This is a genomic window from Methylocystis sp. B8 (assembly GCF_005771425.1).
In the GTDB taxonomy this organism is placed as follows: Bacteria; Pseudomonadota; Alphaproteobacteria; order Rhizobiales; family Beijerinckiaceae; genus Methylocystis.
Window position 1 is genome coordinate 1 of sequence record NZ_VBTZ01000015.1, and the last position, 21,616, is coordinate 21,616.

The window sequence follows — 21,616 nt, forward strand, 5'->3', positions numbered from 1 at the left end:
CGGGCTCTCTGAGGAAGAGGCGACGGCGCTGATCGTCAACGGCTTCGTGCGCGACGTGCTGCAGCAACTGCCGATGGAGTTCGCGGTCGAGGCGCAGAAGCTGATCTCCATCTCGCTCGAAGGAAGCGTGGGGTAGCGGACTGCCCATGCTGCATCTCCGTCACGACAGATGACGATCGAAACCACCGGGATTTGACCATGCTGCAAATCAAGAATCTTCATGTTTCGGTCGGCGACCGCAAAATCTTGCAGGGCCTGACATTGAGCGTTAAGGCCGGCGAAGTCGCGGCGATCATGGGGCCGAACGGCACCGGCAAGTCGACGCTGTCTTACGTTATCTCCGGCCGAGAAGGCTATGACATCACGGAGGGCGAAGTCCTGCTCGACGGCGAGAACATCCTCGCTCTTGAGCCGCATGAGCGCGCGGCGAAGGGCGTCTTTCTCGCGTTCCAATATCCGGTAGAAATTCCCGGGGTCGCGACGATGACCTTTCTCAAGGCGGCGATGAACGCTCAGCGTCGCGCCCGCGGCGAAGAAGAGCTGGCGACGCCGGATTTCATGAAGCGCGTCAAAGACGCCTCCGCGCAACTCGGCGTCAGCCAGGAGATGCTGCGTCGGCCGCTTAATTCCGGTTTCTCCGGCGGCGAAAAGAAGCGGATGGACATTCTGCAGATGGCGCTGCTGCAGCCCAAACTGGGCATTCTGGATGAGACCGACTCCGGGCTCGACATTGACGCCCTGCGCGTCGTCTCCGAGGGCGTAAACTCCTTGCGTTCGCCTGATCGCGCCTTCCTCGTCATTACCCATTACCAGCGATTGCTCGATTACATCAAACCCGACACGGTGCATGTGATGGCCAAGGGCCGCATCCAGCGCTCTGGCGGGCCGGAGCTCGCGCTGGAGCTCGAAAAGCACGGCTATCAGGAATACCTCGCGGAAGAGGCGGCGTAGGCGATGGTCAAGCTGGCGAGCGAAGCAGAGGCGGCGTTCTCTTCATTCTATGAGGAGATGAAGACCAAAGGCGCGACTGGCCTGCGCTCCGCGGCCTGGGACGCTTTCTCCTCCAAGGGCCTGCCGAACCGCCGCGTCGAGTCGTGGCACTACACGGACATCAAGGCGGCGATGAGCAAGCCCGCGCCGCTTGCCATTGGCCGCGCCGGCGTTGAGACCGCGCGCACCCACGACTCGATTCGGCTGGTTGTGCTCGACGGAATATTCCGTCCAGACCTTTCGAATCTTTCGGCGCTTCCCGAAGGCGTAAAGGTTCAGTCGGTACGCGATGCGCTCGCGCAGGGGACGCCTGGAGTCATGGCGCTTATTGCGAGCGCTGACGTGCAGACGGACGATGCGCTGCTCTCGCTTAACGCCGCATTGATGCAGGATGGCGTGATCCTGCGTGTCGGCGGCGGAGTGACCGTCGAGCAGCCGATTGAGCTTGCCAGCATTACGTCGTCGGATGAGGCGCAGTCGAGCTTCACGCGTTCGCTTGTCATCATGGGCAAAGACGCGCGCGCGACCGTGATTGAGACGGCCGGCGCCCTTTCGGCGGCGTCCATTCAAGACAATCAGGCGCTGATCGTCCGGCTCGCGCAGGGCGCGTCGCTTAATCTCTTCTCCCATGCGACGGGACAAAGCGAGGCGCTGGTTCGCGTCATGAGCCTCGTCGCGCACCTCGATGAACGCGCAACTCTCTCGGCTTATTCGCTGATCGAAGGCGCCGGCCTGCTGCGGCGGCAGATTTTTGCGCGTCTAGATGGCGAACGCGCCCGAGTCGCCTTCAATGGCGCTACGCTGGCCCGCGGTCGCAGTCACGCTGACACGACGCTTATCGTTGACCACGCGAAGCCCAACGGCGAAAGCCGCGAACGCTTTCGCAATATTCTCGATGATACGAGCGTCGGCGTCTTTCAGGGAAAGATCATCGTCCGTCCTGGCGCGCAGAAAACCGATGGCGTCATGCAATCGAAAACCGTGCTGATCTCCGACAGCGCGACGATGAATAATAAGCCTGAGCTCGAAATCTTCGCCGACGACGTGCAATGCGGACATGGCGCGACTTGCGGTCGGCTCGATAAGGACCAACTCTTCTATCTTACGGCGCGAGGCATTCCGCGCAAGGAGGCGGAGTCCTTGCTGATCGAGGGCTTCGCCATTGAGGCGTTCGATGGGCTGGAGAATGAGGCGCTGCGCAACTTCGTCTCCGAGCGCGTCACGAAATGGATGTCGGGGAGAACCGCGTGATGAACGCGCCTGTTCGCTTGCCTTATGATGTTGCAAAGATCCGCGCAGATTTCCCCATCCTGGCGGAGAAGCCCTACGGCAAGCCGCTCGCTTATCTCGATAACGCGGCGTCGGCGCAAAAGCCCCGCTCTGTCATCGAGCGCCTAACGCATTTCTACGAGCACGAATACGCCAATGTGCATCGCGGGCTGCATTATCTCGCCAATGCCGCAACGGAAGGATATGAGGGCGCACGCGAAAGCGTGCGGCGTTTCCTTAATGCTGAAAGCGTCGAAGAGATCATTTTCACGCGCGGCGCGACAGAGGCGCTGAACCTGGTCGCAGCCTCTTTCGGACTCGCCCATATCGGCGAAGGCGACGAAATCATCCTGTCGCTGATGGAGCATCACTCCAACATCGTGCCCTGGCACTTCTTGCGCGAGCGCAAGGGCGCGGTAATCAAATGGGTCAAGCCCGACGAGAACGGCGTCATTGATCTTACGTCATTCGAAAAGCTCTTCACGCCGAAAACCAAGATTGTTTCGCTCACCCATATGTCGAATGTGCTCGGCGCGCCGGTTCCGATCGCCGACATCGCGCGCATCGCGCACGCGCACGGCGTCCCGCTCTGCGTCGACGGCTCGCAAGGGGCGGTCCATCTCGACGTCGACGTGCAGGCGCTCGATGTGGACTTTTATATTGTCACTGGTCACAAGCTTTACGGCCCCACCGGCATTGGCGCGCTTTATGGCAAGCGCAAGTGGCTCGAGAATCTGCCGCCTTATGCTGGCGGCGGCGAAATGATCGAAATCGTCACGCAGGAGTCCGTGACCTATAATACGCCGCCGCATCGCTTCGAGGCCGGCACGCCGCCGATCGCCCAGGCGGTGGGACTTGGCGCCGCGCTGGACTATATGGCCAGTATTGGCCGTAAAGCGATCAGCGCCTACGAAGCCGAACTCACTGCCTACGCCACCGAGCGGCTGTCGGAGATTGAAGGCCTGCGTATTTTTGGCCGGGCGCCGAACAAGGGACCAATTGTTTCCTTCGACATGGCGGCGGCGCATGCTCACGACATCGCCACCATCATAGACCGCAGCGGCGTCGCCGTGCGCGCCGGCACCCATTGCGCCATGCCGCTCCTGACCCACTTCGGCGTCACCTCGACCTGCCGCGCCTCCTTCGCGCTCTATAATACCCGTGAGGAAATAGACCGGCTCGCCGAGGCCTTGGTCAAGGCGCAAGCATTGGTCTCTTAAAAAGAAAAACCGCACAAACACGTTAGCGAGCGCTTCGACGATTGATGGCAAATTCGAAGAATGCGCTCTCGGCTTTGTGCGTTTTCGCGTTCATGCCGGCGACATTGGATCGTAGGCCCGCGCTGATCGAGCTGACAAAATATGTCAAGCAACGAGCTTCATCGAGCCGCCAGTCCCTACCTGCTGCAGCACGCCGATAATCCCGTCCATTGGCGGATTTGGAGCGCGGAGGCGTTGCGCGACGCTCGCGCACAGCGAAAGCCCATTCTTCTCTCCATTGGATATGCGGCCTGCCATTGGTGCCATGTCATGGCGCATGAAAGTTTCGAGGATGCCGAAACAGCTGCAGTGATGAACGAACTCTTCGTGAATATCAAAGTCGATCGAGAGGAGAGGCCGGACATAGATCATCTGTATATGACTGCGCTGCAGGCTCTGGGACAAAGAGGCGGATGGCCCTTAACAATGTTCCTGACTCCAGACGGAGAGCCGTTTTGGGGCGGCACCTATTTTCCAAAATCCGATCAATATGGGCGACCCGCCTTTGTCAGCGTCTTGAAGCAGGTTGCGGAAGCCTTCCACGCCAAGCCGGACGCGATTGCGCATAATGCAGAGGCCGTCCGGCAGAGGCTGGCGCAATCCGCAAAGGAGGAAACAGGCGCCGGCTCCTTTGAACTCACGCCGGCTGAAATGGTCGACCTCGCATCACGGGTCGCTAAGGCGTTTGATCCGATAGACGGCGGACTAAGCGGCGCGCCGAAATTTCCAAATACCCAGGTGCTGGAGTTCCTCTGGCGAGCCGGCGCCAGAAGCAAGCTCTCCCTTTTTCGCGATCTTGTTGAGCTGACCCTGACAAAGATGTCGCTTGGCGGAATTTACGATCATCTTGGCGGCGGCTACGCGCGCTATTCGACTGATGCGCGCTGGCTGGCGCCGCATTTTGAAAAGATGCTGTACGACAATGCGCAGATTCTCGAACTTTTGGCCTTGCGCCATTCGCAATCATCCGGCGATCTCTTTCGACGGAGAGCGGTCGAGACCATCGAGTGGCTTCGACGCGAAATGCTTCATTCCTGCGGCGCCTTCTGCGCAAGTCTCGACGCGGACAGCGAAGGCGCCGAGGGACGTTTCTATGTCTGGACGTTCGACGAACTCGTCGCCTGCCTTGGCGAAGAAGACGCGCGGTTCTTTGGCAAATTCTATGATGCGACGCCCACAGGCAATTGGCATGACGAGTCGCGGGGGGAAATGGTGACGATCCTCAATCGTCTCTCCGCGCCGCATGCCGAGCCGGAAGACGAAAGTCGGCTGACCGAGTTGCGTATGAAATTGTGGCGTTCGCGCGAGATGCGCACGCATCCTGGCAGTGACGACAAGATTTTGGCGGATTGGAACGGGCTGATGATTGCGGCCCTTGCGAGATCAGCGACGATCTTTGATGAGCCGGGGTGGATCGAGACTGCGGCGCGCGCCTATGATTTCATCGTCCGGACCATGCAATTCACCGACGAAGAGGGTCGTCGGCGCCTGGCGCATAGCTGGCGCGCGGATGTTTTAGTAAGCCCGGGTCTGGCGCTTGACCACGCGTCGATGATCGGCGCAGCGCTCGCGCTGCATGAAGCGCGTAACTGGCGCGCGGCCGCATTGTCGAGCAGAGACTATCTTGGCGACGCCATCGCATGGGCGGAAGCGCTTGAAGCCTATCACCTCGACTCGAAGACGGGACTTTTGCGCATGGCCGCCAAGGATGCAGAAGATGTGATCGTGCAGCTCTCGCCGAGCGCTGATGATGCAATCCCAAACGCGCACCCGGTATATCTATCGGCTCTGATCCGGCTCGCCGCCCAAACCAGCGATGCGCAATGGTTACGCCGAGCTGATGCGATGTTCTCACGCCTCGGACCGGCCATTCGCGCTAACTTTTTTGGACACCTCGCCAGCCTCAATGCGCTGGACACGCGGCTCAACGCAAAAACGATCGTGATCATCGGCCCAAAGCGAGAAGATTTGTACGAGACGGCGCTGCGCGTTTCATCCTATGATCGTATCGTCGTGGATCAGGAGAGTACGGAGGCAACGGCGATGATTGACGCCGCTCGTTTGGAGTCCCTTGGACATCGAGACGCCGCCGCCTTTGTATGCGCCGACGAAACCTGCTTTCCGCCGGTCTGGGACGAACAAGGGCTTCTTTCGATTCTTGATGAGCTGGACGAGGCCGTAACTCTATGAGGAGAGGCGCAACGAAAAACATATTCAGCAAAAAGTGACGGCTGACGAAACTTCAGTTGATCGACAGCCGTATTTCACTCGACTGTCAGGTTCTTGGCCCTCGCGACGAGCTGCTCGAAGGACAGTCGCTCTCCTGCTTCGCTCTGCTCTATGACAGCATCGAAATTTCTGGCGAGAGCTGCACAAAAAATAAGCGCTGCGGCCTCTTCCCTCGGATCGCCGCCCCATTTCAAAGACAAAGCAACGTCACGGTCGCCAAGTTCGCGCGCGCTCGAAACATCGGTCGCGACCTCTTTGAATCGCAGATCGAACCCCGCGTCTTCACCATCCAAGGTGCAAGGCAAATATCCAGACGTTTCGAAAGGCGCATAGCCGTCATCAAGCTTCAGGGAAAGTTTGAGCGCGTCGATCGCCTGCTGAAGCGGTTTTCGTTCTGGAATGTTCTTGCGGTTGAGATAGGCCATCAGCGAGCGAGCCATTTCCTACTCCTACGTTTGATACGGCGAGACGCCGATTGCATTACGAAGCAACTATCAAGCATCTGCCGCTTTGGCTCTGCTTCAATCAAGAATTTTGGTCTGAATGGACAGAATGTCGTAAGCAGGCGCGTTCTCGTCATTGGCGTAGCCGAACGGCAGTCCCTCGCTACATGCGTCCGCCGTCAAGATGCGCCGACTCAGCCGGGCGACGTCGCCGCCATAGACATGAATGCAAATTGATATCTGATCTGGCAAAGCGTTGGAGAGCGCCACAGCCTCGCTGGTTCGTGATCTCCGCGTGTTGACGTCTCCCGCGCGCAGCACACGCCCCTGATCAGTTGGCGCCGCAGTGGGATTGGCCGAAGCGTCGTGAGTGCGCAGAAAGACGCCTCCACGCAGCACGCCGGCGATCTCCCAAAGGAGCGGCTGATCAATCAACAGCCCTTGGCCGGCCGACAAGACCGTAGCGACGACGGAAAAGCGTTCCAGCGCGTCGCTATAGAGCTGAAACTGAACGCCGCCGATCGCGCCCGGGGCAGCGAAGACTGCGGGAAGCCAATCGTCGCGCGCGACAAGGCGCGCCATGAGGTCGTGGCCGATAACGAGTATTTCCCTCTCGCTTTCCGCCAGCTCGATGATGGACTGAATGTCCCAAATGAACCGCTTCAGAGACGCAGGGACAGACTCACGCTCTTTGATCGATCCTTCGGTAAGCGCATTCATGCTTGGGTTTCCCGTAAAGAATTAACGTATCGCGCTGGCGCATAGGCAACTGTTTCGCCGAGCGTTGACCACGGCGGTCTACGGAGCGCCCCGTGCGCGATATCTGGCTTTGAACATGCATGGAGGCGCCAGCGACGTTTCCGTCGTCATCTTGGACGTGAAGACAACGGAGCAGGGCTAAGCTTATCGGCGAAAGCAGCGGCATGAATCACAGCGAGGAATGGGTCATCTGGAATGGCTCGATGGGCATTCTGGATACGGTGACAATCGGCCGGATTGACGTCGACCGAAGCGCTTTCCTTGCGCCGCCTTATGCAATTGTCGGTCCGTTCAGTCTTGACGAGCTCGAAGCGGAAGGCTGTATCGCCTTTGGCGAATGCCTCGTGATGTCTCGCCGGAGATGGCGGGAGGATCAGGTCACTTTGCGCATCGCGGCGCGAGAAAAACGCCGCGCCTTTCTCCTTAAGATGGAGATTGGAGACAATAGTGAGGAACATCGCGAGACGCTGAGCCTGCCGATGGAAGGGACGCTCACGCGATCAGAGATCAGCGCCGCCTTCCGCAAATTGGCCAAAACCGCGCATCCAGACGGGGGCGGCAGCGACGAAACTTACCGTCGCATTGTGGAAGCGCGCGACGTGCTGCTGGAGCTTTTTGAGAGCCCCTGAGCGAGCTCTAAAAGGGCAAAAGGTTCCAAATCTTCGTCTCAGCCTTACTGAAATTTGACAAATCGCCGGAGGCCGCCGCGGCGCGCCGCCATGATTTCGCTATGCCTGGATATTTAATTTCCTTGGAAAATACGTGAAATCTGCTGAGTCAGCTTTTCCGGTCCGCAGCTCGGCGCCCGGTCTGCAATTTGCATTCTTGCAAGGGCATGCTTTTTGGCGTCGGAGGATGGACATGACAGACGAGGCAGCGCACTCGGTCATTGTGGCGAAGAAAATCGTCGAATCCCACAATATGATGTCATTTGAACTCGTTGACGCTGAAGGCGGCGATTTGCCGGCATTTTCTCCCGGTGCGCATGTCGATGTGACAATCCCGGGCGGCTTTGTGCGCCAATACTCGCTTTGCAACAGCTCCTCGGAGCGCAACCGCTACGTAATCGGCGTCTGGAAGGACGCCAATAGTCGGGGCGGCTCCGTGGCGCTGCACGAGGCCGTCAATGTCGGCGACAAGCTGACGATCAGCCTGCCGAGGAACCGTTTCCGCGTGCCAAAGAACACGAAGCGCGCGATTCTACTTGCCCGCGGCATTGGAGTGACGCCGATCCTAAGCATCGCCGATCATCTCAAGGCGCGCAGCATTCCTTTCGAATTGCATTACGTTTATGCGCTCATGTCGCCAGACGCGTTTCAAGCGCTGATATCGGCGTCGAACTTTGCTGACGACACGAATTACTATTTTGAGGCGAGCCAGGAGAATCGGCTCCTCGACGCCGCCGCGGCGCTGACGGATCAACCGGACGACACGCAGCTTTTCATCTGCGGCGCGGACTGGTGGATGGATCCGATCGTCAACGTGGCGAAGCAGAAAGGATGGAGCGAAGAGCGCATCCACATTGAGCGCTTCACAGCCAAATTGGCGGCTCCGGTGCTCGATACGGTGTTTGAGGTGAAGATTGCGAGCACGGGCGCGGTCTATGAAATCCCTGGAGACAAGACCGTTACGGCCTTCCTTGAGGAAAAGGGAGTGAAGATTCCGACGTCTTGCGAGCAGGGCCTTTGCGGCACTTGCAAAGTCAAAGCGCTCGAAGGCGAGATCGATCATCGTGACAAACGCCTATCGCCTGAGTTGCGCGCCGAGGGATATTTCCTCGCATGCGTTTCACGTGGCAAAAGCGGACAGATCGTCTTGGATTTGTGATTGCGGCTGACTCTCGGATGAAAATCCCAATGACGATGCAAGAGCAGTTATGGCAAGCCGCCTGGATTATCGCTGAGCAATATGGCGACGAAGCAGTCGGTTTCGCCACACAGATGGCGGAAAGCTTCGAGGCCGGCGGAAGGCAAGGGGAACGCGACCTGTGGCTCTCGATCAAGGACAAGGTCAGCGTGTTGACCGCGGACGACGCCGGAAGCCCGAAGTATTGGCAGTGATCAACTGATCATCTGTCGGGCGCTCAGGCGGCGCATCTTAAGTCGTCACCACAGCGCCCAGATTTAGCGTGTAGAGAAAATAACATTTGCGGCGCCATAACCTGTAAAGAGACCTCGGCCCGCAGCTACGTCATTCCTTTGTCTTGCATGCAGTCGCAGCGGGTTTCGCTGCGTCCATGAACGGATGGCGCGCGCGACCCCGGGAGAGCGCAATGGCTCAGAGTGAATTCGATATCGATGCCGCGGAGGCGCTCACGCGTTCAGAGCCAGACCTGACCGACGCGCTGCCGCAGGACATTCACGGCTATCATCGACGCACGAAGCACGCGCCGACGCGTTATGCGCTCGGGCCAGCCTTTCTCGACTGGACGTCACAGCCCTGTCCCTATCGGCGCTTTCCGGGCGCTCAGCGAATTAACTTACCGCTGCGAGATCTTGAGTCGACTCCGCTTTTTCCCGGACCCGCGCCCACGCCCGCGATTCTAGATCGCGCTGCGCTCGGTCTCTTTTTCGAGCTCGCCTTCGGGATCAGCGCCTGGAAAAGTTTCGAAGGCTCGACGTGGGCGCTGCGCAACAATCCCTCGTCAGGGAATCTGCATCCTACCGAGGCTTATGCAGTGGTTGGCGCGATCGATGGCCTGAGTGCGACGACGGCGCTTTATCATTATGCGCCGGAGGAGCACGCGCTCGAGGAACGCGCACGATACGCTTCGGCGCAGGCGCTTCCCCCGGGCGGGTTTCTTCTCGCGCTCACTTCCATCTCTTGGCGCGAAAGCTGGAAATATGGGGAACGCGCCTATCGCTACTGTCAGCTCGACGCAGGTCATGCTGTTGGCGCCGCTGCGCAGGCGGCGGCGGCGCTCGGCTGGCGGGCGACGCTTCTCACCTCGCCTTCTGACGAGGAGATTGCGGCGCTCGTCGGTCTTGACCGACCTGATGCGTTCCACCGCCGCGAAACCGAACATCCTGATCTTCTGATCTGGATCGCGACCGAAGCTGAGAAGCTTCCCGAGAATATGGACGCAATCGTCACAGCGCCTCGCCAATGGTTTGGCGCGGCCAATCGTCTGAGCGAAGACCACGACATTTGGCCCATCGTCGATCGCGCGCCGCGGCAATGCGTCAAACATGGAACTCTGCCGCTCGCAGGAATTCCGAGCTATCGCCCGAAGACCATGGTTACATCGGCGCCAATCGGGGATGTCGTGAGGCGGCGCCGCAGCGCGCAGCGCATGGATGGCGCAGCGACTTTGCCGCTCGAGGTTTTCCGCAGCATGCTGTTCGCGGCGCTTCCGGGATCGGAACCGCTGCTGTCCGCCTCAACTTGGCCTGCCGGAATAGCGCTTCTGCTTTTCGTACATAGAGTGGAGGCAGTCGAGCCCGGGCTTTACCTCTTTGAGCGCGATGAAGAGCTTGGGAGACGATTGCGCGCCGCTGCGCCTCTTGGCGCAGATGCTGCTCCCGTCGATCTTGAGGGAGCGCTGCTTTATCGTCTCCGCGCTGGAACGGTGGAGAAGGAGGCGACCAAGATGTCATGTCTGCAGCCCATCGCCGGAAAGGGTTGCTTTGCGGTCGCCATGATCGCTGATTTCGGCCGGACTCTCGCTGCGGAGGGCGGATTCGCATACCGCCGTTTGCATTGGGAGGCGGGGCTTATCGGGCAAGCGCTCTACCTTTGGGCGACCGCTGCTGGCTTCGAAGGAACCGGAATCGGATGCTTTTTCGATGATGAAGTTCACGCGCTGCTCGGCCTGCCGCGCGACCAATATGACTTCCAGGACCTCTATCATTTCACGGTCGGCCGCGCCGTCGACGATCCGCGGCTACTCACGCTGCCGGCCTATGCCGACGAAAGGCGAATTATGCGCGAATAAGAATTGAGAGCGCCTTCTGCGATGTCCCCGTGAGACCTACTCGTCCAATTCGCCGGCCAAGCGCTTGCTCCATCTTTCGCCGAAAGAGTCGGCATGCGCCTGGGAGAAGAACATCACTTCTGCAAACCATTCTGTCGTAGAAACGGCCTCAGGCCAATTGCGACCAACGGAGCGCCATGCAACCGTTGGCCATTGCGGATTGCGATACGGCCGATTCTGATCGGTCGTCGATGGACGCCCTAATCTCTCAATCAGCCAGCTCATGACTTCGGGCCGAAAGGCGAGGCCGAAATGGAGTCCGTGACGGCTCGAGCGCTCCGGCGTTCGGAATATCCGCTGCTCAATGCATGCGAAGGATGGGGGCGCGCATTCATGATGATAACAACGTAAGACCAGCAAGCGAAAACCCTTCGCGATCCGCTTTGCTGGGGCCGGATCGACGCAGCCAGGCTCATCGAGCGGCGCTGCGAGCGCGGACGGCGGTTGCGTCACGTTGCGCGGGCTGATGGAGGCGGCGGCGGACGATCGATCGCCTTCAATGCGTCGAGACAGGCGGCGAGCGCCTCCCGAGCGTCAGCCTGCGCCTCCTCGCCGGTGTCGCCGACGCCCAGACAGCCGGGGATATTGGGAAACCTTACGACGTAATAGCCGCCTTCCTCTTGAGGCAGTTTTTCAATCGCGCTTGGATATTCCGCCGCCGCGGTCATGACTCAAGTTCCTCCATGCTGTCGATCATCTGGAGAAAAGCCTTTACGTGGACGCCTCTTGGCTTCGCCTTCAATGGGATCGCGACACAATGCGAGGTAGACGGATGCGTGAAGACGACGTGCGTTCCCGTGGCCTTCCTGAACTTCATCGCATATTGCGAAGCGGTGATCTCGAAATCCGCAGGCGTCCAATCGCCACCCGGATTTGTGCGGAAAGCGGCCAGGCGCTTGTTATGCATGATCTAGGTCCCGACAACTCGGACGGCGCCGATCTTGCGACAAATTTTCTCACGTACATGCAAGTTCGTAGCCACGCGGCGCCTGTATTCGAGACGAAGGCCAAGCATGTTTGAACGGGTGTGCAAAGAGGAAGCACTGGCCGAAGGCGACATGCGCATCGTCGTCGCTGGCGCTCAGCTCGTCGTTCTGGCTTGGCCCGAGAATGGCGTTATCAAGGCCTTTCAGGGTGTTTGCCCCCATACCAACACGCCTCTCACGGACGCAGAATTTGACGGGGTTGAGCTCGTTTGTCCGATTCATCGCTGGTCTTGGAGCATGCATACTGGCGTAGCTTCGCATCCACATGCGACGCCGCTCGCGGAATACCCTGTGAAGATCGATACGGGCGTCGTCTACATCGATGCCGAGGGGATTGCGCCGATCTTCGCCGCGCCATGAACAAGCCGGGATGCATCGCTCCTAGAAAGCGATTGGCGAATATGAGCACACAGCGGATGCGCTATCCTTCAAAGCGCCGCGCGGTCGTTGCTTGGGAAAGGACGGCGGAGGAAGCACGATGTCGATCGATTTGAATGGCGATTGGAGTGATGCCGATCTGGCGGACCTTCTCTCCACGGTTGAGGACGATAGAGACTGGCGTTTGGAGGTGAGCCGCGCTGGCGTCGCTGAGCTTGCTGACAAGTCGCTCCATCCGACGGATGCGGAATATGACGAGACGTTGCACTGCTATTTCGAGACCTGGATGCAGGGAAGTGATTTCGTTGGCCCATCCGCGGCCGCTGACAAAGGCTTCGTCGCCAAAATCGCAAAAGCGCTGCGAGAGAATTATCCCGGGCTAAAGGCGACCAAATTCGTCTATGTGGACCTTTAAACGGCCCGCCTTTTGCTAGCGCAATCTCGGCACGGAGGGGCCAATGTCGGGGTCTTCATTCATTGATTTCCTCTCGGGGCGAAGTGCGCCCCTGGTGATGATTTTAGGGACCAATGAGATTGCCTCCGCCATAGCTGTGCGCCTGAATCGCGTGGGATATCGGGTGGTGCTGAGTCACGACCCCTATCCCCCGGTCATCCGACGCGGCATGGCCTTCTATGACGCGCTATTCGACGATCGGATCGAAATTGACGGCGTGGGCGCCCGGCGGGCGACCACCATCCTTGAGATCGGCGAAGCCCTCGCAAACAGCGCCGACGTCGCCGTCACCATGCTGCAACTCTCCGACGTCATCCCGCTGCGCATGCCAGAAATATTGATAGACGCGCGCATGCAGAAGGATCGCGTCACGCCGATCTTGCGTAAGGTGACAAAGCTTTCGATCGGGCTCGGCCCGAATTTCACCGCCGGCCTCAACTGCGATGTCGCGATCGAGACGCATCCGACGCAAACGGGCGAACTTCTTGAAAGAGGAACCACACGGCCAGCCGATGGCGTTCCTCGCCTTCTTGGCGGCATAGGTCGTGAGCGCTTCATTTATGCCGCGCGCACGGGCCTGTGGCGGACGCCGCTCGATATCGGAGCGCGCATTTTCAAGGGCTATATAATCGGTCGCCTCGACGGACTGCCGGTTCCAGCGCCCATGGATGGACGGCTCCGTGGGGTGGCGCGCGATGGCGTCTTCATCCCAGATGGCGTGAAGATCGTTGAAATTGATCCGCGAGGAAGCTCCGCGAGTTGGACTGGGACGGACGATAGAGGGCGCGCAATCGCGGAGGCGGCGCTAAAGGCGATACTCACCTCCTTTGTCCCTGGTCCAAAAGTCCCGATGACCATGGCTGTCCATTGAATGTTGGTTCAGCGTTGTCGCCGCCTCAGCCGAATGTCGATAGGAGCGAAAAAGCGTAATGCTCGATAGTGCGACAACGATGTTCGAAAGGATCGGCGGCCATGAGACCGTTCATCAGCTCGTCGAGGCCTTCTACCGGAACATGGATACTTTTCCGGAGGCGCGAAAGATCCGGGCGATGCACGCCGTGGATCTGGAGCCTACTCGTTTAGTTCTGAAGACTTATCTTGCCGAGTGGCTTGGCGGCCCCAAGAACTATTCGGCCGAAAAAGGTCATCCTCGGCTGCGTATGCGCCACGGTCATTTGCGCATAGGGCCCGAAGAGCGGGACGCTTGGCTATTATGCATGAACGCCGCACTAGACGAGGCGATCAAAGATGAGGCTTCACGTAGAGCCATTGGCGAAGACTTGGCCAAGCTCGCCGATTGGATGAGAAACGACCCGCAGAATCCGCATGACAAGAGACATCAGCCTACTGTGGTGGAACGGCGTTGAAAGCTTCCTGAATCTCTTACGCGCTCATCGCGAGCGGAACTCCGATCAGCCGAATTTGAACAGCACCCCGTAGCCGCCGCGAGGATAATTCCACTCAATATCGCCAGTCGGCTCGGCGACGACGCGGCATGTGCCGCACTCGACGCAGCCATCGGTCGCGATCTCGACCTGTCCCGCCGAGTTCATCTCATAGCAGCGCGCGGGGCACAGCTTCAGCAGTGAGAGCAACTGCGGCGATGGCGTGGTGTGCGGCCGCACCTTTATGTGTGCGCGACCGGCGTCGACGAGATAACGATTGAGATAGAGCTTGTCTTCGACTCGGGTTGCTGCCTGCGTCGCCATTTTCGTCTCCTTCGATTGTCCTGCCTCTCTCTCACCGCCATGCACGCGCGAAGTTGAAGGCGTCGCCGATGATCCCCTTGAGAGATCTTGCTGCAAGGAAGGAGCGCAGCGTCGCCTTCTCCTTCTCGGCTTTGGTAACGCCGTCGACGCGTACGAAATCTTTCATCGCCTTGGACACCAATTGTGGGTAGGTGAGGAAGAAGTTCTGCGCGCGAATATGCAACAAATCCGGCATATCACGATATTTTTTGAGATCCTTCATCACGAACGAATCCTCGAGCATCTTCCGATAGAGCGCGAGATTCTCTTTTGTCATCGGATCGCGCCGCGATTTGATCTGGAAGATCGCCTCAGCGGCCAACCGGCCTGACGTCATTGCGAGATTCGAGCCTTCACGATGCACGGCGTTGTTCAGCTGCGCTGCGTCTCCGACCACGACCCACCCATCGCCAAAGAGCTGCGGAATCGCCTTATAGCCGCCCTCTGGAATGAGATGCGCGGCATATTCCTTCACCTCCGACCCTTCGATCAGGGCGCGCACGGAAGGATGCGATTTGAACTTCTCAAGTAGGCCGTAGGGCGTCTGTCCGGTCCGCTCGAAGTCGGAGACGAGGCAGCCAATGCCAAGCGAGATCGATTCCCTGTTGGTGTAGATGAAGCCCATCCCCGTCATGCCTTCGGAGATTGTTCCCACCGCCTCAATCACCGCGCCTTCGTCGCCCTTTAGATTAAAGCGCGCTTCGAGCGTCTCCTGAGGCAGGAAATGCATCTCCTTCACAGCGAGCGCGACCTTGTTCGGATCAGGTCGTGATCTTAGTCCTGCACGTGTGCCGAGCAGCCCACTAACGCCTTCGGCGAGTACGACGACATCTGCGCCGACCTTTCCGTTCTTCCGATCCGTTCTGACGCCGATGACCTTGCCGCGCGCGTCTTGGAGCAGTTCAGTGACCGTCGTCTCGCACAAGACGACAGCTCCTGCTTCCTGGACTTTTTTCGAAAACCACTTGTCGAATTGAGCCCGTATGATCGTGTAGCGGTTCGGTTTCTCCTCATTGAAGTCGTCGGAGCGATAGTGCAGCCCGGTATGGGAATTGTCGTCCATCATCCAGAACCGCTGCTCGATCAGATGGCGTTCGAGCGGCGCGTCTTCACGAAAGTCTGGAATAAGCTTCTCCAGCATATCCGCGTAGAGGATGGCGCCCTGCACGTTTTTTGAGCCGGAATATTCGCCGCGCTCCAACTGAAGCACTTTGAGGCCGCGCTGCGCCAGGGTCAGCGCCGCCGCATTTCCGGCCATTCCCGCGCCGACCACGATCGCGTCAAACCTTTCCTCGATCATGATTCGCTCCGTCAGCTCGCCAGGCGGTCGCGTTGATGCGGCGACAGACGCTTGGAGAACGCTTCCGTAAGAGAAGGCAAAAGCCGTACCGCGTCGCTAATGACGCCAAGATGCGCGAAGTCGAAGATCGGCGCATTCTTGTCGGTGTTGATCGCAAGAATGTAATCCGCGCCTTCGACGCCCACGCGGTGCTGGATCGCGCCAGAAATCCCCGCAGCGATATAAAGCTTTGGCCGGATGGTCTTTCCGGTCTGGCCGATCTGGCGGTCCGAACTCACCCAGCCCTTCTGCACCAGGGGACGCGAGCAGCCATATTCGGCGCCAAGGACGCTCGCAAGTTGGCGTATAAGCTGGAAGTTTTCCGGAGAGCCCAAGCCGAGGCCGCCCGCGACCACGACATCGGCAAAGGCGAGATTGGATTTCGACGACTCGCGATCCGGCAGAAAGGCGAGAACCTTTGTAACAATATCGTCTTCGACGAGGCCGAGCGGATGTTCGATTACGCGGCCGACCAGCTTTTCAACGCGCTCCGGCATCGGCATGACTCGTGGCCGCACCGTCGCCATTTGTGGACGATAGTTCAGCGTGAAGATCGTGCAGAGCAGCGACCCGCCAAAAGTTGGCCGAGTGGCGGCAAGCGACCCTTCTGCGTCGACGTCAAGTTCCGTGCAGTCGGCGGTAAGACCGGTCAACAGGGTCGTCGCAACCGAGCCCGCGAGATCCCGGCCCAGCGTTGTCGCGCCGAGGAGCAGTATTTCAGGCTTGTAGGCGTTGACGAGGTCGGTCAGCGCCTTCGTATAGCTCTCGTTACGATAGTCTTTCAGCAAATCGTCCGCGACGAGATAGGCGAGATCCGCTCCATAGCAGAAGGCTTCGTGAACCACATTTTGCGTTTGCTCATTTTTGGCGCCGACGACGACGGCCGCCAAATCCACGCCAAGCTTGTCGGCGAGCACGCGTCCCGCTCCCAACAGCTCCCATGAGACGGGATGGGCTTGGCCACGTTCCTGCTCGACGAAAACCCAGACATGCTTGTAGCTCTTGAGGTGCTCCGGCAGCGCTTTTTTTGTCGCTGCGCGGCCGCTTGCCGCAGGGGCTTTTGTTGCGTCACTCATCTCTTTCTCCGCCTGCGATCGTCAATAACCGCGCGCGAGCTTTTCCAGCTCGCCTTCCAATTTGGGTTGTCGTTGAAACAGCGCGTCGATAAGCGCATCGCCGGGATTGTCGCCCAATTCGATGAGCTCTGCCTTCTGCGCGCGCGGTTGCGGCGCAAAGACCTTCTTGACGATCGTGGGCGACCCGCGCAATCCGCATTTGGTGATGTCCTCGACCCCCGCATCCTGCGCGCTCCATTTGATGAGCGTCGCGCGCGCGGCCTTCAGCGCGTCCATTAGGGAGCCAACGCGAATCTCATTGACGCCTTCGAGGATTGTGATCAGGCAAGGCAATCGGCTCTGCAGCTGCTGCACGCCGCCTTCCGCACGACGCTCAACCTCGATCAGGCGTTTGTCGGTATCAACCGAATTTATTCGCGAAACATAAGTCAGCTGTATGAGGCCCAGCCGCTTGGCGACGCCCGGACCAACTTGCGCCGTATCGCCATCAATCGTCTGCTTCCCGGTGAAGACAATGTCAGGCGGTCCAAATTCAGCGCCGATTTTTCTCAATGCCGTCGCAAGCGCATAGGTCGTCGCGAGCGTGTCGGCGCCGGCGAAGAAACGGTCAGTCAAGAGCACCGCTCGATCAACGCCAAATGAAAGAGCCTTGCGCAGACTGTCCTCTGCCGATGGAGGGCCCATCGTCAAAACCGTCACTTCCCCGCCGAACGTGTCGCGAAGCCGCAAAGCCTCTTCTATCGCGAAGAGATCGTAAGGGTTTATGATTGTCGGCACCCCCTGACGCATGATGGTGTTCGTCACGGGATGAACACGGATCTGCGCCGAATCGGGCACTTGCTTCATACAAACGACGATGTGCATCGACTTATCCCTCGCTGGCGGCGCTATTCACTTTGAGACGCCAAGCTGTACGAGCGTCGGCCCCGCGGCGGGCTTCACAGCGTCCTTGTGGACCTTGAACAGACGCTCGTCGATAGGCGACGATTTGATGAAGTCTGTATAAGCCTGCTCGAGGAACGTCTTGCAGCGAAGGGTGGCTTCATCCTCTGTGAAGGTTGAGAAGTCTTCCTTGAAGAGATATTCCCCCATACGTCTCAGAATGTGGAGGCGTGCGACATTAACCACCTTCGGGTCGTAGTCGACCTTGAGCAGACTGAAGAAGTCCTCGGCGGAGGACGATTTCTGGAGCTGTTCGATGATGCTCGGAACGGAGGCCATATCCTTCTCCTTTAGATGATGCGCGGGGGCTCAGACGGGCCCGTGCGGTCATTGCGAGGCGCTCCAGTTTGAGCGCGTTCTTTTACCTTCGTCTGCAGATTGGAAAGCCGCGCCTCCAGAAATTCGACGCGATCAACGAGCGCAGCGAAGGCTTCGCCAACCGGGTCTGGGATCTGATGGTGATTGAGGTTGATGCGGCCGCCGAATGTATGCCGCACGGCATCGCGATGCACTGTCTTCGCCGGAATGCCGACGACTGTCGCGTCACGCGTGACGCTTTCGATAACGACCGAATTCGCTCCGATGCGCGCATTACTGCCGATAGTGATGGGACCTAGTATCTTTGCTCCAGCGCCTATAATAACGCCGTCCTCGAGCGTGGGGTGACGCCGGCCTGGAGACCAGGAAACGCCGCCAAGCGTCACGCCATGGTAGATTGTCACGTCACTTCCGACGATCGCCGTCTCGCCGATGACCACTCCGGCGCCATGGTCGATGAAGAAACGCCTACCGATCGTCGCGCCCGGATGAATGTCGATATTGGTCAAGAAGCGACAAAACCATGAGACCAACCGGGCTAGAAAACGTCGATCATGCAGCCACAGCCAGTTCGCGAGTCTGTGCCAGATAATGGCGTGAACGCCCGGGTAGGTCAGGAGAGTTTCCAACTTACCGCGGGCCGCGGGGTCACGCGTCGCGACACAGGCGACATCTTCGCAAATTAGTCGCCAAAGGGGAGGAGCGGGATTTTCAATGACCGTGCCGCTCGTGGCGTGCGCTGCGTGGATGGCTTCCGACATCTTCGCCTCACGAGACCCTTATTTCCGATTGCCGCCGAACGTCGCGCCAGATGTCCTTAAGAACTTCGTTGCTGACCGGCTCCTTGCGATCAAGGGCATGCGAGCGCACCCGCGCGACAATCCTCGCGATCTCTCCAGAGCTGAAGGGGAGCCGTAGAACATCCAGCATTGCGGCGACCGCCGCCGAGCCCGAATGTTTTCCGATCACAATGCTGTGCGCTCGCCCAAGCAGACCGGGATCAAGCGATTCATAGGTGCGTCGATCTTTTATCAGACCGTCGACGTGGATGCCCGACTCATGCGTGAAGGCGTGGTCGCCGACGATTGATTTGTTGACCGGGATCGGCCGGCCGGCCGCCGCCGCAACAAGCGCCGCCACGGGCTGCAACTCTGTCAGCACGACGCCGGTTTCAATGCCATAAAGCTGGGCCGCCGCCACGGCGACTTCCTCGAGCGGCGCATTGCCGGCGCGTTCGCCAAGGCCAATGACGGTGACCGAAGCGTGCGTCGCTCCGGCCTTGACGGCGGCAAGCGTGTTCGCTGTGGCAAGGCCGAGATCGTCGTGACAGTGGATTTCGATTTCCATATCGGTCTCACGACGCAGGCTCGAAACCAGGTCGTGAGTCGAGAAAGGATCGAGCACGCTAAGAGTGTCGGCGACGCGGAAGCGCCGCGCGCCAGCTGCGCGAGCGACAGCCATGAGTTCGACTAAGAATTCAGGATCGGCTCGGGAAGAGTCCTCGCCGCCCACCGCCACGTCCAATCCACGGCTGCGCGCATAATCGACGACCTGCGCTGTCAGCTCTTTCGCCCGGGCACGATCGCCATGCAATTTGACCGCGATCTGCCGGTCTGACGCCGGCACCGACAGATTGACCATGGAAACGCCGCTAGCGATCGCGGCGTCCACGTCTTCTCGCCGCATCCGGCACCATGCTATGGCGCGCAGCGGCAACTGCGCTTCAACAATTGATCGGATCGCGGCGACTTCTTCAGGACCCATTGCAGGCGTTCCCGCCTCGAGTTCCGTCACACCCGCCTTCGCCAGCGCTCTCGCGATATCAGCCTTTTCGGCGCCCGTGAACGCGACGCCGGGCGCTTGCTCGCCGTCACGTAGCGTCGTGTCGTTCAACACGACCTTTTCGACGCGCGTCCGGTGGAGCGAATGCTCTATCGTCGATATGCGTGGTGACATGGACATCGTGACATTCAGGCGTCGAAGACGCTTCCCTGCCGTGGTGCGCGTACGCAGTTTGGGTTCTCAATTTCTTCGATGGTCGTCGCCGTTCAAATCGGCGCGCCACATTCGAATCCGGTTCTCGCCTGACCCTTCGGTCAGTTGAACGACTTCTGGCAGCCGCAAGTCGATGAGGCGTTCGGGTTTTCGAAGGTGAACCCTTCGCCTTCCAGACCACGCTTGTAGCCAAGCGTCATGCCTTGCAGACGCGGGCTCGACGCCGGATCGATCAGGACGCGGACGCCGCCCGCTTCGATCACGATATCGTCAGTGCGCTGCTCCGCGTCGAGGTCGACGACATATTGGTAGCCGGCGCATCCGCCTTCCTTCACGAGAATTCTGAGTCCGCCATCGCGCTGGCCGGCCTTCACCATCGCGTCTTTGACGGCGGCGACGGCGGCTTCGGAGAGGACGATCATTTTGCAGCCTTTGCGATCGAATCGTTAGGCTGAGTTAAGCAAGCCACATGCCATTGCTATGACCTGACGAAGGCCGAGACGACGACCCTGTGTGACAAGCAATTTTTTGGAGCTTTGTTCGAAAGTTTACAGAGCTCGGCCCGAGCAAGGTTAGATATCAAACGCTCGGCGGGTCTCCTTGCGACAAGCCTGAGCTCAAGCGGCTAGTCCCTGTCTCTTCGCCGAAGCAGGTCAAGTAATCGGCGCAATTCGTGCAAACCGGCGTCGCGCACATGACAAAGCCGTCATTTTCGCACATCAAGCGGTAGATAAAGCGCTTCCAACGCATATTCTTGTCATTGCGCGCCGCGAGCGAAGCAAAGCGCCTCTCCATCAGTCGAGTCAGTTCGCCCCGATTTCGCAGGCCGAGATCTTCCCAAAGATGGTTTGGCTCGAGCGCTCGTCGCGCGATCATCGCCGCAAGCAACCGCCCTTGTTGATCCTGCGACGAAAGGTGCTCCAGAAGAATATCTCGAACCAGTTGCGATTCCTCGACGCCGGCCGCGTTGGCGGCGCCATCATCGTCCTGCAATTCAAGATCACAATCGCCGAAATAGTTGGCGCGCAGCGCCTCCAGATCTTCTAGCGTCAAGCCGAGACGTTCGGTCAATGCGCCAGGTTCTGATGCGGCTACCGAGACGATGCAGGCAATTACGTGTCGATCGAAGTCCTCGTCAGAGTCGATGCATGCTGTTTCAGGGTCGGCGCCCATCAAACGCCGATAAACGTCGGTCGGCCGGCAAATCGCCTTCAGCCCTTCGACGTCGAAGGGAGTTCCATAACTTTGAGCAGTTGGGATCACGCGTAGGTTCACGGCACGATCCAGATTGCAGACGCCGGCCTTCTGTTGAGAAGGCCGGCGCACTTCTTATGTTTAAGCGATAGCGGTGAGTTCGGCGGCGGTTTTGCCGATCTGGCTTTCGTCGACCGCCTTCATGATGCCGTGCTCCATGAGCATGTCTTCGAGCTCGTCCATGGTGATCGGCGTCGGGATAAT

At 59.1% G+C, this 21,616-nt stretch carries 25 protein-coding genes and 1 pseudogene; 12 read left to right on the forward strand and 14 right to left on the reverse strand.

Annotated features, from left to right (window positions below; all coding sequences use genetic code 11):
* The first annotated feature begins 198 nt into the window (after nt 1–198).
* The 4 genes from sufC to FEV16_RS16250 all read left to right on the forward strand — a co-directional run bounded on the left by sufC (nt 199) and on the right by FEV16_RS16250 (nt 5,708).
* On the forward strand, nt 199–951 hold the full coding sequence (sufC, locus tag FEV16_RS16235; RefSeq protein ID WP_138168648.1) for a Fe-S cluster assembly ATPase SufC: 753 nt from the start codon (nt 199–201) through the stop codon (nt 949–951).
* A 3-nt stretch (nt 952–954) separates the two neighbouring features.
* Nucleotides 955–2,241, forward strand: coding sequence for a Fe-S cluster assembly protein SufD (gene sufD, locus FEV16_RS16240; RefSeq protein WP_138168649.1), 1,287 nt, complete (start codon nt 955–957; stop codon nt 2,239–2,241).
* Complete coding sequence (locus FEV16_RS16245; protein ID WP_138168650.1) at nt 2,241–3,479, forward strand: cysteine desulfurase; 1,239 nt, start codon at nt 2,241–2,243, stop codon at nt 3,477–3,479. The genes sufD and FEV16_RS16245 overlap by 1 nt, the downstream gene beginning before the upstream one ends.
* A gap of 141 nt (nt 3,480–3,620) precedes the next feature.
* Nucleotides 3,621–5,708, forward strand: a complete 2,088-nt coding sequence (locus tag FEV16_RS16250) for a thioredoxin domain-containing protein (RefSeq protein ID WP_138168651.1) — start codon at nt 3,621–3,623, stop codon at nt 5,706–5,708.
* Between the two features lie 74 nt (nt 5,709–5,782).
* On the opposite strand, the gene FEV16_RS16255 is transcribed toward FEV16_RS16250, so the two are convergent.
* Together FEV16_RS16255 and FEV16_RS16260 are read right to left on the reverse strand one after the other, a co-directional pair.
* Nucleotides 5,783–6,187 carry a hypothetical protein gene (locus FEV16_RS16255; RefSeq protein WP_138168652.1) on the reverse strand — a complete coding sequence of 135 codons (405 nt, stop codon included), beginning with the start codon at nt 6,185–6,187 and terminating at the stop codon, nt 5,783–5,785.
* An 81-nt stretch (nt 6,188–6,268) separates the two neighbouring features.
* The gene (locus FEV16_RS16260) at nt 6,269–6,910 is read right to left on the reverse strand and encodes a hypothetical protein (protein ID WP_171015274.1); all 642 of its coding nucleotides are present in this window, start codon (nt 6,908–6,910) and stop codon (nt 6,269–6,271) included.
* A 203-nt stretch (nt 6,911–7,113) separates the two neighbouring features.
* On the opposite strand from FEV16_RS16260, the gene FEV16_RS16265 reads away from it, so the two are divergent.
* The 4 genes from FEV16_RS16265 (at nt 7,114) to FEV16_RS16285 (ending at nt 10,883) form a co-directional block, all read left to right on the forward strand.
* Entirely contained in the window at nt 7,114–7,578 is a 465-nt protein-coding gene (locus tag FEV16_RS16265) for a J domain-containing protein (RefSeq protein ID WP_138168654.1), read from the forward strand.
* Between the two features lie 232 nt (nt 7,579–7,810).
* The gene (locus FEV16_RS16275; RefSeq protein ID WP_138168655.1) at nt 7,811–8,776 is read left to right on the forward strand and encodes a PDR/VanB family oxidoreductase; all 966 of its coding nucleotides are present in this window, start codon (nt 7,811–7,813) and stop codon (nt 8,774–8,776) included.
* Nucleotides 8,777–8,805: 29 nt separating this feature from the next.
* Entirely contained in the window at nt 8,806–9,009 is a 204-nt protein-coding gene (locus FEV16_RS16280; RefSeq protein ID WP_138168656.1) for a hypothetical protein, read from the forward strand.
* A gap of 212 nt (nt 9,010–9,221) precedes the next feature.
* Complete coding sequence (locus tag FEV16_RS16285; protein WP_138168657.1) at nt 9,222–10,883, forward strand: SagB/ThcOx family dehydrogenase; 1,662 nt, start codon at nt 9,222–9,224, stop codon at nt 10,881–10,883.
* 488 nt (nt 10,884–11,371) lie between these two features.
* Here the strand turns inward: FEV16_RS16285 and FEV16_RS16295 are convergent, their stop codons facing one another.
* Together FEV16_RS16295 and FEV16_RS16300 are read right to left on the reverse strand one after the other, a co-directional pair.
* Nucleotides 11,372–11,590 carry a type II toxin-antitoxin system HicB family antitoxin gene (locus tag FEV16_RS16295; RefSeq protein WP_138168659.1) on the reverse strand — a complete coding sequence of 73 codons (219 nt, stop codon included), beginning with the start codon at nt 11,588–11,590 and terminating at the stop codon, nt 11,372–11,374.
* A complete protein-coding gene (locus FEV16_RS16300; RefSeq protein WP_138168660.1) occupies nt 11,587–11,829 on the reverse strand; it encodes a hypothetical protein in 243 nt (80 codons plus the stop codon). The genes FEV16_RS16295 and FEV16_RS16300 overlap by 4 nt, the downstream gene beginning before the upstream one ends.
* Nucleotides 11,830–11,935: 106 nt before the next feature.
* Between FEV16_RS16300 and FEV16_RS16305 the strand changes: the two genes are divergently transcribed.
* The 4 genes from FEV16_RS16305 (at nt 11,936) to FEV16_RS16320 (ending at nt 14,107) form a co-directional block, all read left to right on the forward strand.
* On the forward strand, nt 11,936–12,268 hold the full coding sequence (locus FEV16_RS16305; protein ID WP_138168661.1) for a Rieske 2Fe-2S domain-containing protein: 333 nt from the start codon (nt 11,936–11,938) through the stop codon (nt 12,266–12,268).
* Nucleotides 12,269–12,386: 118 nt separating this feature from the next.
* Nucleotides 12,387–12,701, forward strand: a complete 315-nt coding sequence (locus FEV16_RS16310) for a hypothetical protein (RefSeq protein WP_138168662.1) — start codon at nt 12,387–12,389, stop codon at nt 12,699–12,701.
* A 43-nt stretch (nt 12,702–12,744) separates the two neighbouring features.
* Nucleotides 12,745–13,611, forward strand: a complete 867-nt coding sequence (locus FEV16_RS16315) for a xanthine dehydrogenase (RefSeq protein WP_138168664.1) — start codon at nt 12,745–12,747, stop codon at nt 13,609–13,611.
* Between the two features lie 58 nt (nt 13,612–13,669).
* Complete coding sequence (locus FEV16_RS16320) at nt 13,670–14,107, forward strand: group II truncated hemoglobin (protein ID WP_138168665.1); 438 nt, start codon at nt 13,670–13,672, stop codon at nt 14,105–14,107.
* Nucleotides 14,108–14,152: 45 nt separating this feature from the next.
* Here FEV16_RS16320 and FEV16_RS16325 read toward each other — a convergent pair whose 3' ends face one another.
* The 10 genes and pseudogenes from FEV16_RS16325 to nifH all read right to left on the reverse strand — a co-directional run.
* Nucleotides 14,153–14,449 carry a ferredoxin family protein gene (locus FEV16_RS16325; RefSeq protein ID WP_138168666.1) on the reverse strand — a complete coding sequence of 99 codons (297 nt, stop codon included), beginning with the start codon at nt 14,447–14,449 and terminating at the stop codon, nt 14,153–14,155.
* A 31-nt stretch (nt 14,450–14,480) separates the two neighbouring features.
* Nucleotides 14,481–15,788 carry an FAD-dependent oxidoreductase gene (locus FEV16_RS16330; protein WP_138168667.1) on the reverse strand — a complete coding sequence of 436 codons (1,308 nt, stop codon included), beginning with the start codon at nt 15,786–15,788 and terminating at the stop codon, nt 14,481–14,483.
* Between the two features lie 11 nt (nt 15,789–15,799).
* Complete coding sequence (locus tag FEV16_RS16335; RefSeq protein WP_138168668.1) at nt 15,800–16,903, reverse strand: electron transfer flavoprotein subunit alpha/FixB family protein; 1,104 nt, start codon at nt 16,901–16,903, stop codon at nt 15,800–15,802.
* Nucleotides 16,904–16,924: 21 nt separating this feature from the next.
* Entirely contained in the window at nt 16,925–17,767 is an 843-nt protein-coding gene (locus FEV16_RS16340; protein ID WP_138168669.1) for an electron transfer flavoprotein subunit beta/FixA family protein, read from the reverse strand.
* A 27-nt stretch (nt 17,768–17,794) separates the two neighbouring features.
* The gene (gene nifW, locus FEV16_RS16345; RefSeq protein ID WP_138168671.1) at nt 17,795–18,124 is read right to left on the reverse strand and encodes a nitrogenase stabilizing/protective protein NifW; all 330 of its coding nucleotides are present in this window, start codon (nt 18,122–18,124) and stop codon (nt 17,795–17,797) included.
* Nucleotides 18,125–18,135: 11 nt separating this feature from the next.
* Nucleotides 18,136–18,924, reverse strand: coding sequence for a serine O-acetyltransferase (cysE, locus tag FEV16_RS16350; protein WP_138168672.1), 789 nt, complete (start codon nt 18,922–18,924; stop codon nt 18,136–18,138).
* 7 nt (nt 18,925–18,931) lie between these two features.
* Nucleotides 18,932–20,119 carry a homocitrate synthase gene (nifV, locus tag FEV16_RS16355; protein ID WP_171015275.1) on the reverse strand — a complete coding sequence of 396 codons (1,188 nt, stop codon included), beginning with the start codon at nt 20,117–20,119 and terminating at the stop codon, nt 18,932–18,934.
* Nucleotides 20,120–20,259: 140 nt separating this feature from the next.
* Entirely contained in the window at nt 20,260–20,580 is a 321-nt protein-coding gene (locus tag FEV16_RS16360; protein WP_138168674.1) for an iron-sulfur cluster assembly accessory protein, read from the reverse strand.
* Between the two features lie 157 nt (nt 20,581–20,737).
* The gene (locus FEV16_RS16365) at nt 20,738–21,433 is read right to left on the reverse strand and encodes a nitrogen fixation protein NifQ (protein ID WP_246657391.1); all 696 of its coding nucleotides are present in this window, start codon (nt 21,431–21,433) and stop codon (nt 20,738–20,740) included.
* 60 nt (nt 21,434–21,493) lie between these two features.
* Nucleotides 21,494–21,616: pseudogene (nifH, locus tag FEV16_RS17350) on the reverse strand (nitrogenase reductase); the annotation flags it as partial.

Excerpts from the sequence above, each read along its gene's own strand:
- sufC (WP_138168648.1), top strand. The coding sequence starts at position 199 with ATGCTGCAAATCAAGAATCTTCATGTTTCGGTCGGCGACCGCAAAATC.
- sufD (WP_138168649.1), top strand. The coding sequence starts at position 955 with ATGGTCAAGCTGGCGAGCGAAGCAGAGGCGGCGTTCTCTTCATTCTAT.
- FEV16_RS16245 (WP_138168650.1), top strand. The coding sequence starts at position 2,241 with ATGAACGCGCCTGTTCGCTTGCCTTATGATGTTGCAAAGATCCGCGCA.
- FEV16_RS16250 (WP_138168651.1), top strand. The coding sequence starts at position 3,621 with ATGTCAAGCAACGAGCTTCATCGAGCCGCCAGTCCCTACCTGCTGCAG.
- FEV16_RS16255 (WP_138168652.1), bottom strand. The coding sequence starts at position 6,187 with ATGGCTCGCTCGCTGATGGCCTATCTCAACCGCAAGAACATTCCAGAA.
- FEV16_RS16260 (WP_171015274.1), bottom strand. The coding sequence starts at position 6,910 with ATGAATGCGCTTACCGAAGGATCGATCAAAGAGCGTGAGTCTGTCCCT.
- FEV16_RS16265 (WP_138168654.1), top strand. The coding sequence starts at position 7,114 with ATGAATCACAGCGAGGAATGGGTCATCTGGAATGGCTCGATGGGCATT.
- FEV16_RS16275 (WP_138168655.1), top strand. The coding sequence starts at position 7,811 with ATGACAGACGAGGCAGCGCACTCGGTCATTGTGGCGAAGAAAATCGTC.
- FEV16_RS16280 (WP_138168656.1), top strand. The coding sequence starts at position 8,806 with ATGACGATGCAAGAGCAGTTATGGCAAGCCGCCTGGATTATCGCTGAG.
- FEV16_RS16285 (WP_138168657.1), top strand. The coding sequence starts at position 9,222 with ATGGCTCAGAGTGAATTCGATATCGATGCCGCGGAGGCGCTCACGCGT.
- FEV16_RS16295 (WP_138168659.1), bottom strand. The coding sequence starts at position 11,590 with ATGACCGCGGCGGCGGAATATCCAAGCGCGATTGAAAAACTGCCTCAA.
- FEV16_RS16300 (WP_138168660.1), bottom strand. The coding sequence starts at position 11,829 with ATGCATAACAAGCGCCTGGCCGCTTTCCGCACAAATCCGGGTGGCGAT.
- FEV16_RS16305 (WP_138168661.1), top strand. The coding sequence starts at position 11,936 with ATGTTTGAACGGGTGTGCAAAGAGGAAGCACTGGCCGAAGGCGACATG.
- FEV16_RS16310 (WP_138168662.1), top strand. The coding sequence starts at position 12,387 with ATGTCGATCGATTTGAATGGCGATTGGAGTGATGCCGATCTGGCGGAC.
- FEV16_RS16315 (WP_138168664.1), top strand. The coding sequence starts at position 12,745 with ATGTCGGGGTCTTCATTCATTGATTTCCTCTCGGGGCGAAGTGCGCCC.
- FEV16_RS16320 (WP_138168665.1), top strand. The coding sequence starts at position 13,670 with ATGCTCGATAGTGCGACAACGATGTTCGAAAGGATCGGCGGCCATGAG.
- FEV16_RS16325 (WP_138168666.1), bottom strand. The coding sequence starts at position 14,449 with ATGGCGACGCAGGCAGCAACCCGAGTCGAAGACAAGCTCTATCTCAAT.
- FEV16_RS16330 (WP_138168667.1), bottom strand. The coding sequence starts at position 15,788 with ATGATCGAGGAAAGGTTTGACGCGATCGTGGTCGGCGCGGGAATGGCC.
- FEV16_RS16335 (WP_138168668.1), bottom strand. The coding sequence starts at position 16,903 with ATGAGTGACGCAACAAAAGCCCCTGCGGCAAGCGGCCGCGCAGCGACA.
- FEV16_RS16340 (WP_138168669.1), bottom strand. The coding sequence starts at position 17,767 with ATGCACATCGTCGTTTGTATGAAGCAAGTGCCCGATTCGGCGCAGATC.
- nifW (WP_138168671.1), bottom strand. The coding sequence starts at position 18,124 with ATGGCCTCCGTTCCGAGCATCATCGAACAGCTCCAGAAATCGTCCTCC.
- cysE (WP_138168672.1), bottom strand. The coding sequence starts at position 18,924 with ATGTCGGAAGCCATCCACGCAGCGCACGCCACGAGCGGCACGGTCATT.
- nifV (WP_171015275.1), bottom strand. The coding sequence starts at position 20,119 with ATGTCACCACGCATATCGACGATAGAGCATTCGCTCCACCGGACGCGC.
- FEV16_RS16360 (WP_138168674.1), bottom strand. The coding sequence starts at position 20,580 with ATGATCGTCCTCTCCGAAGCCGCCGTCGCCGCCGTCAAAGACGCGATG.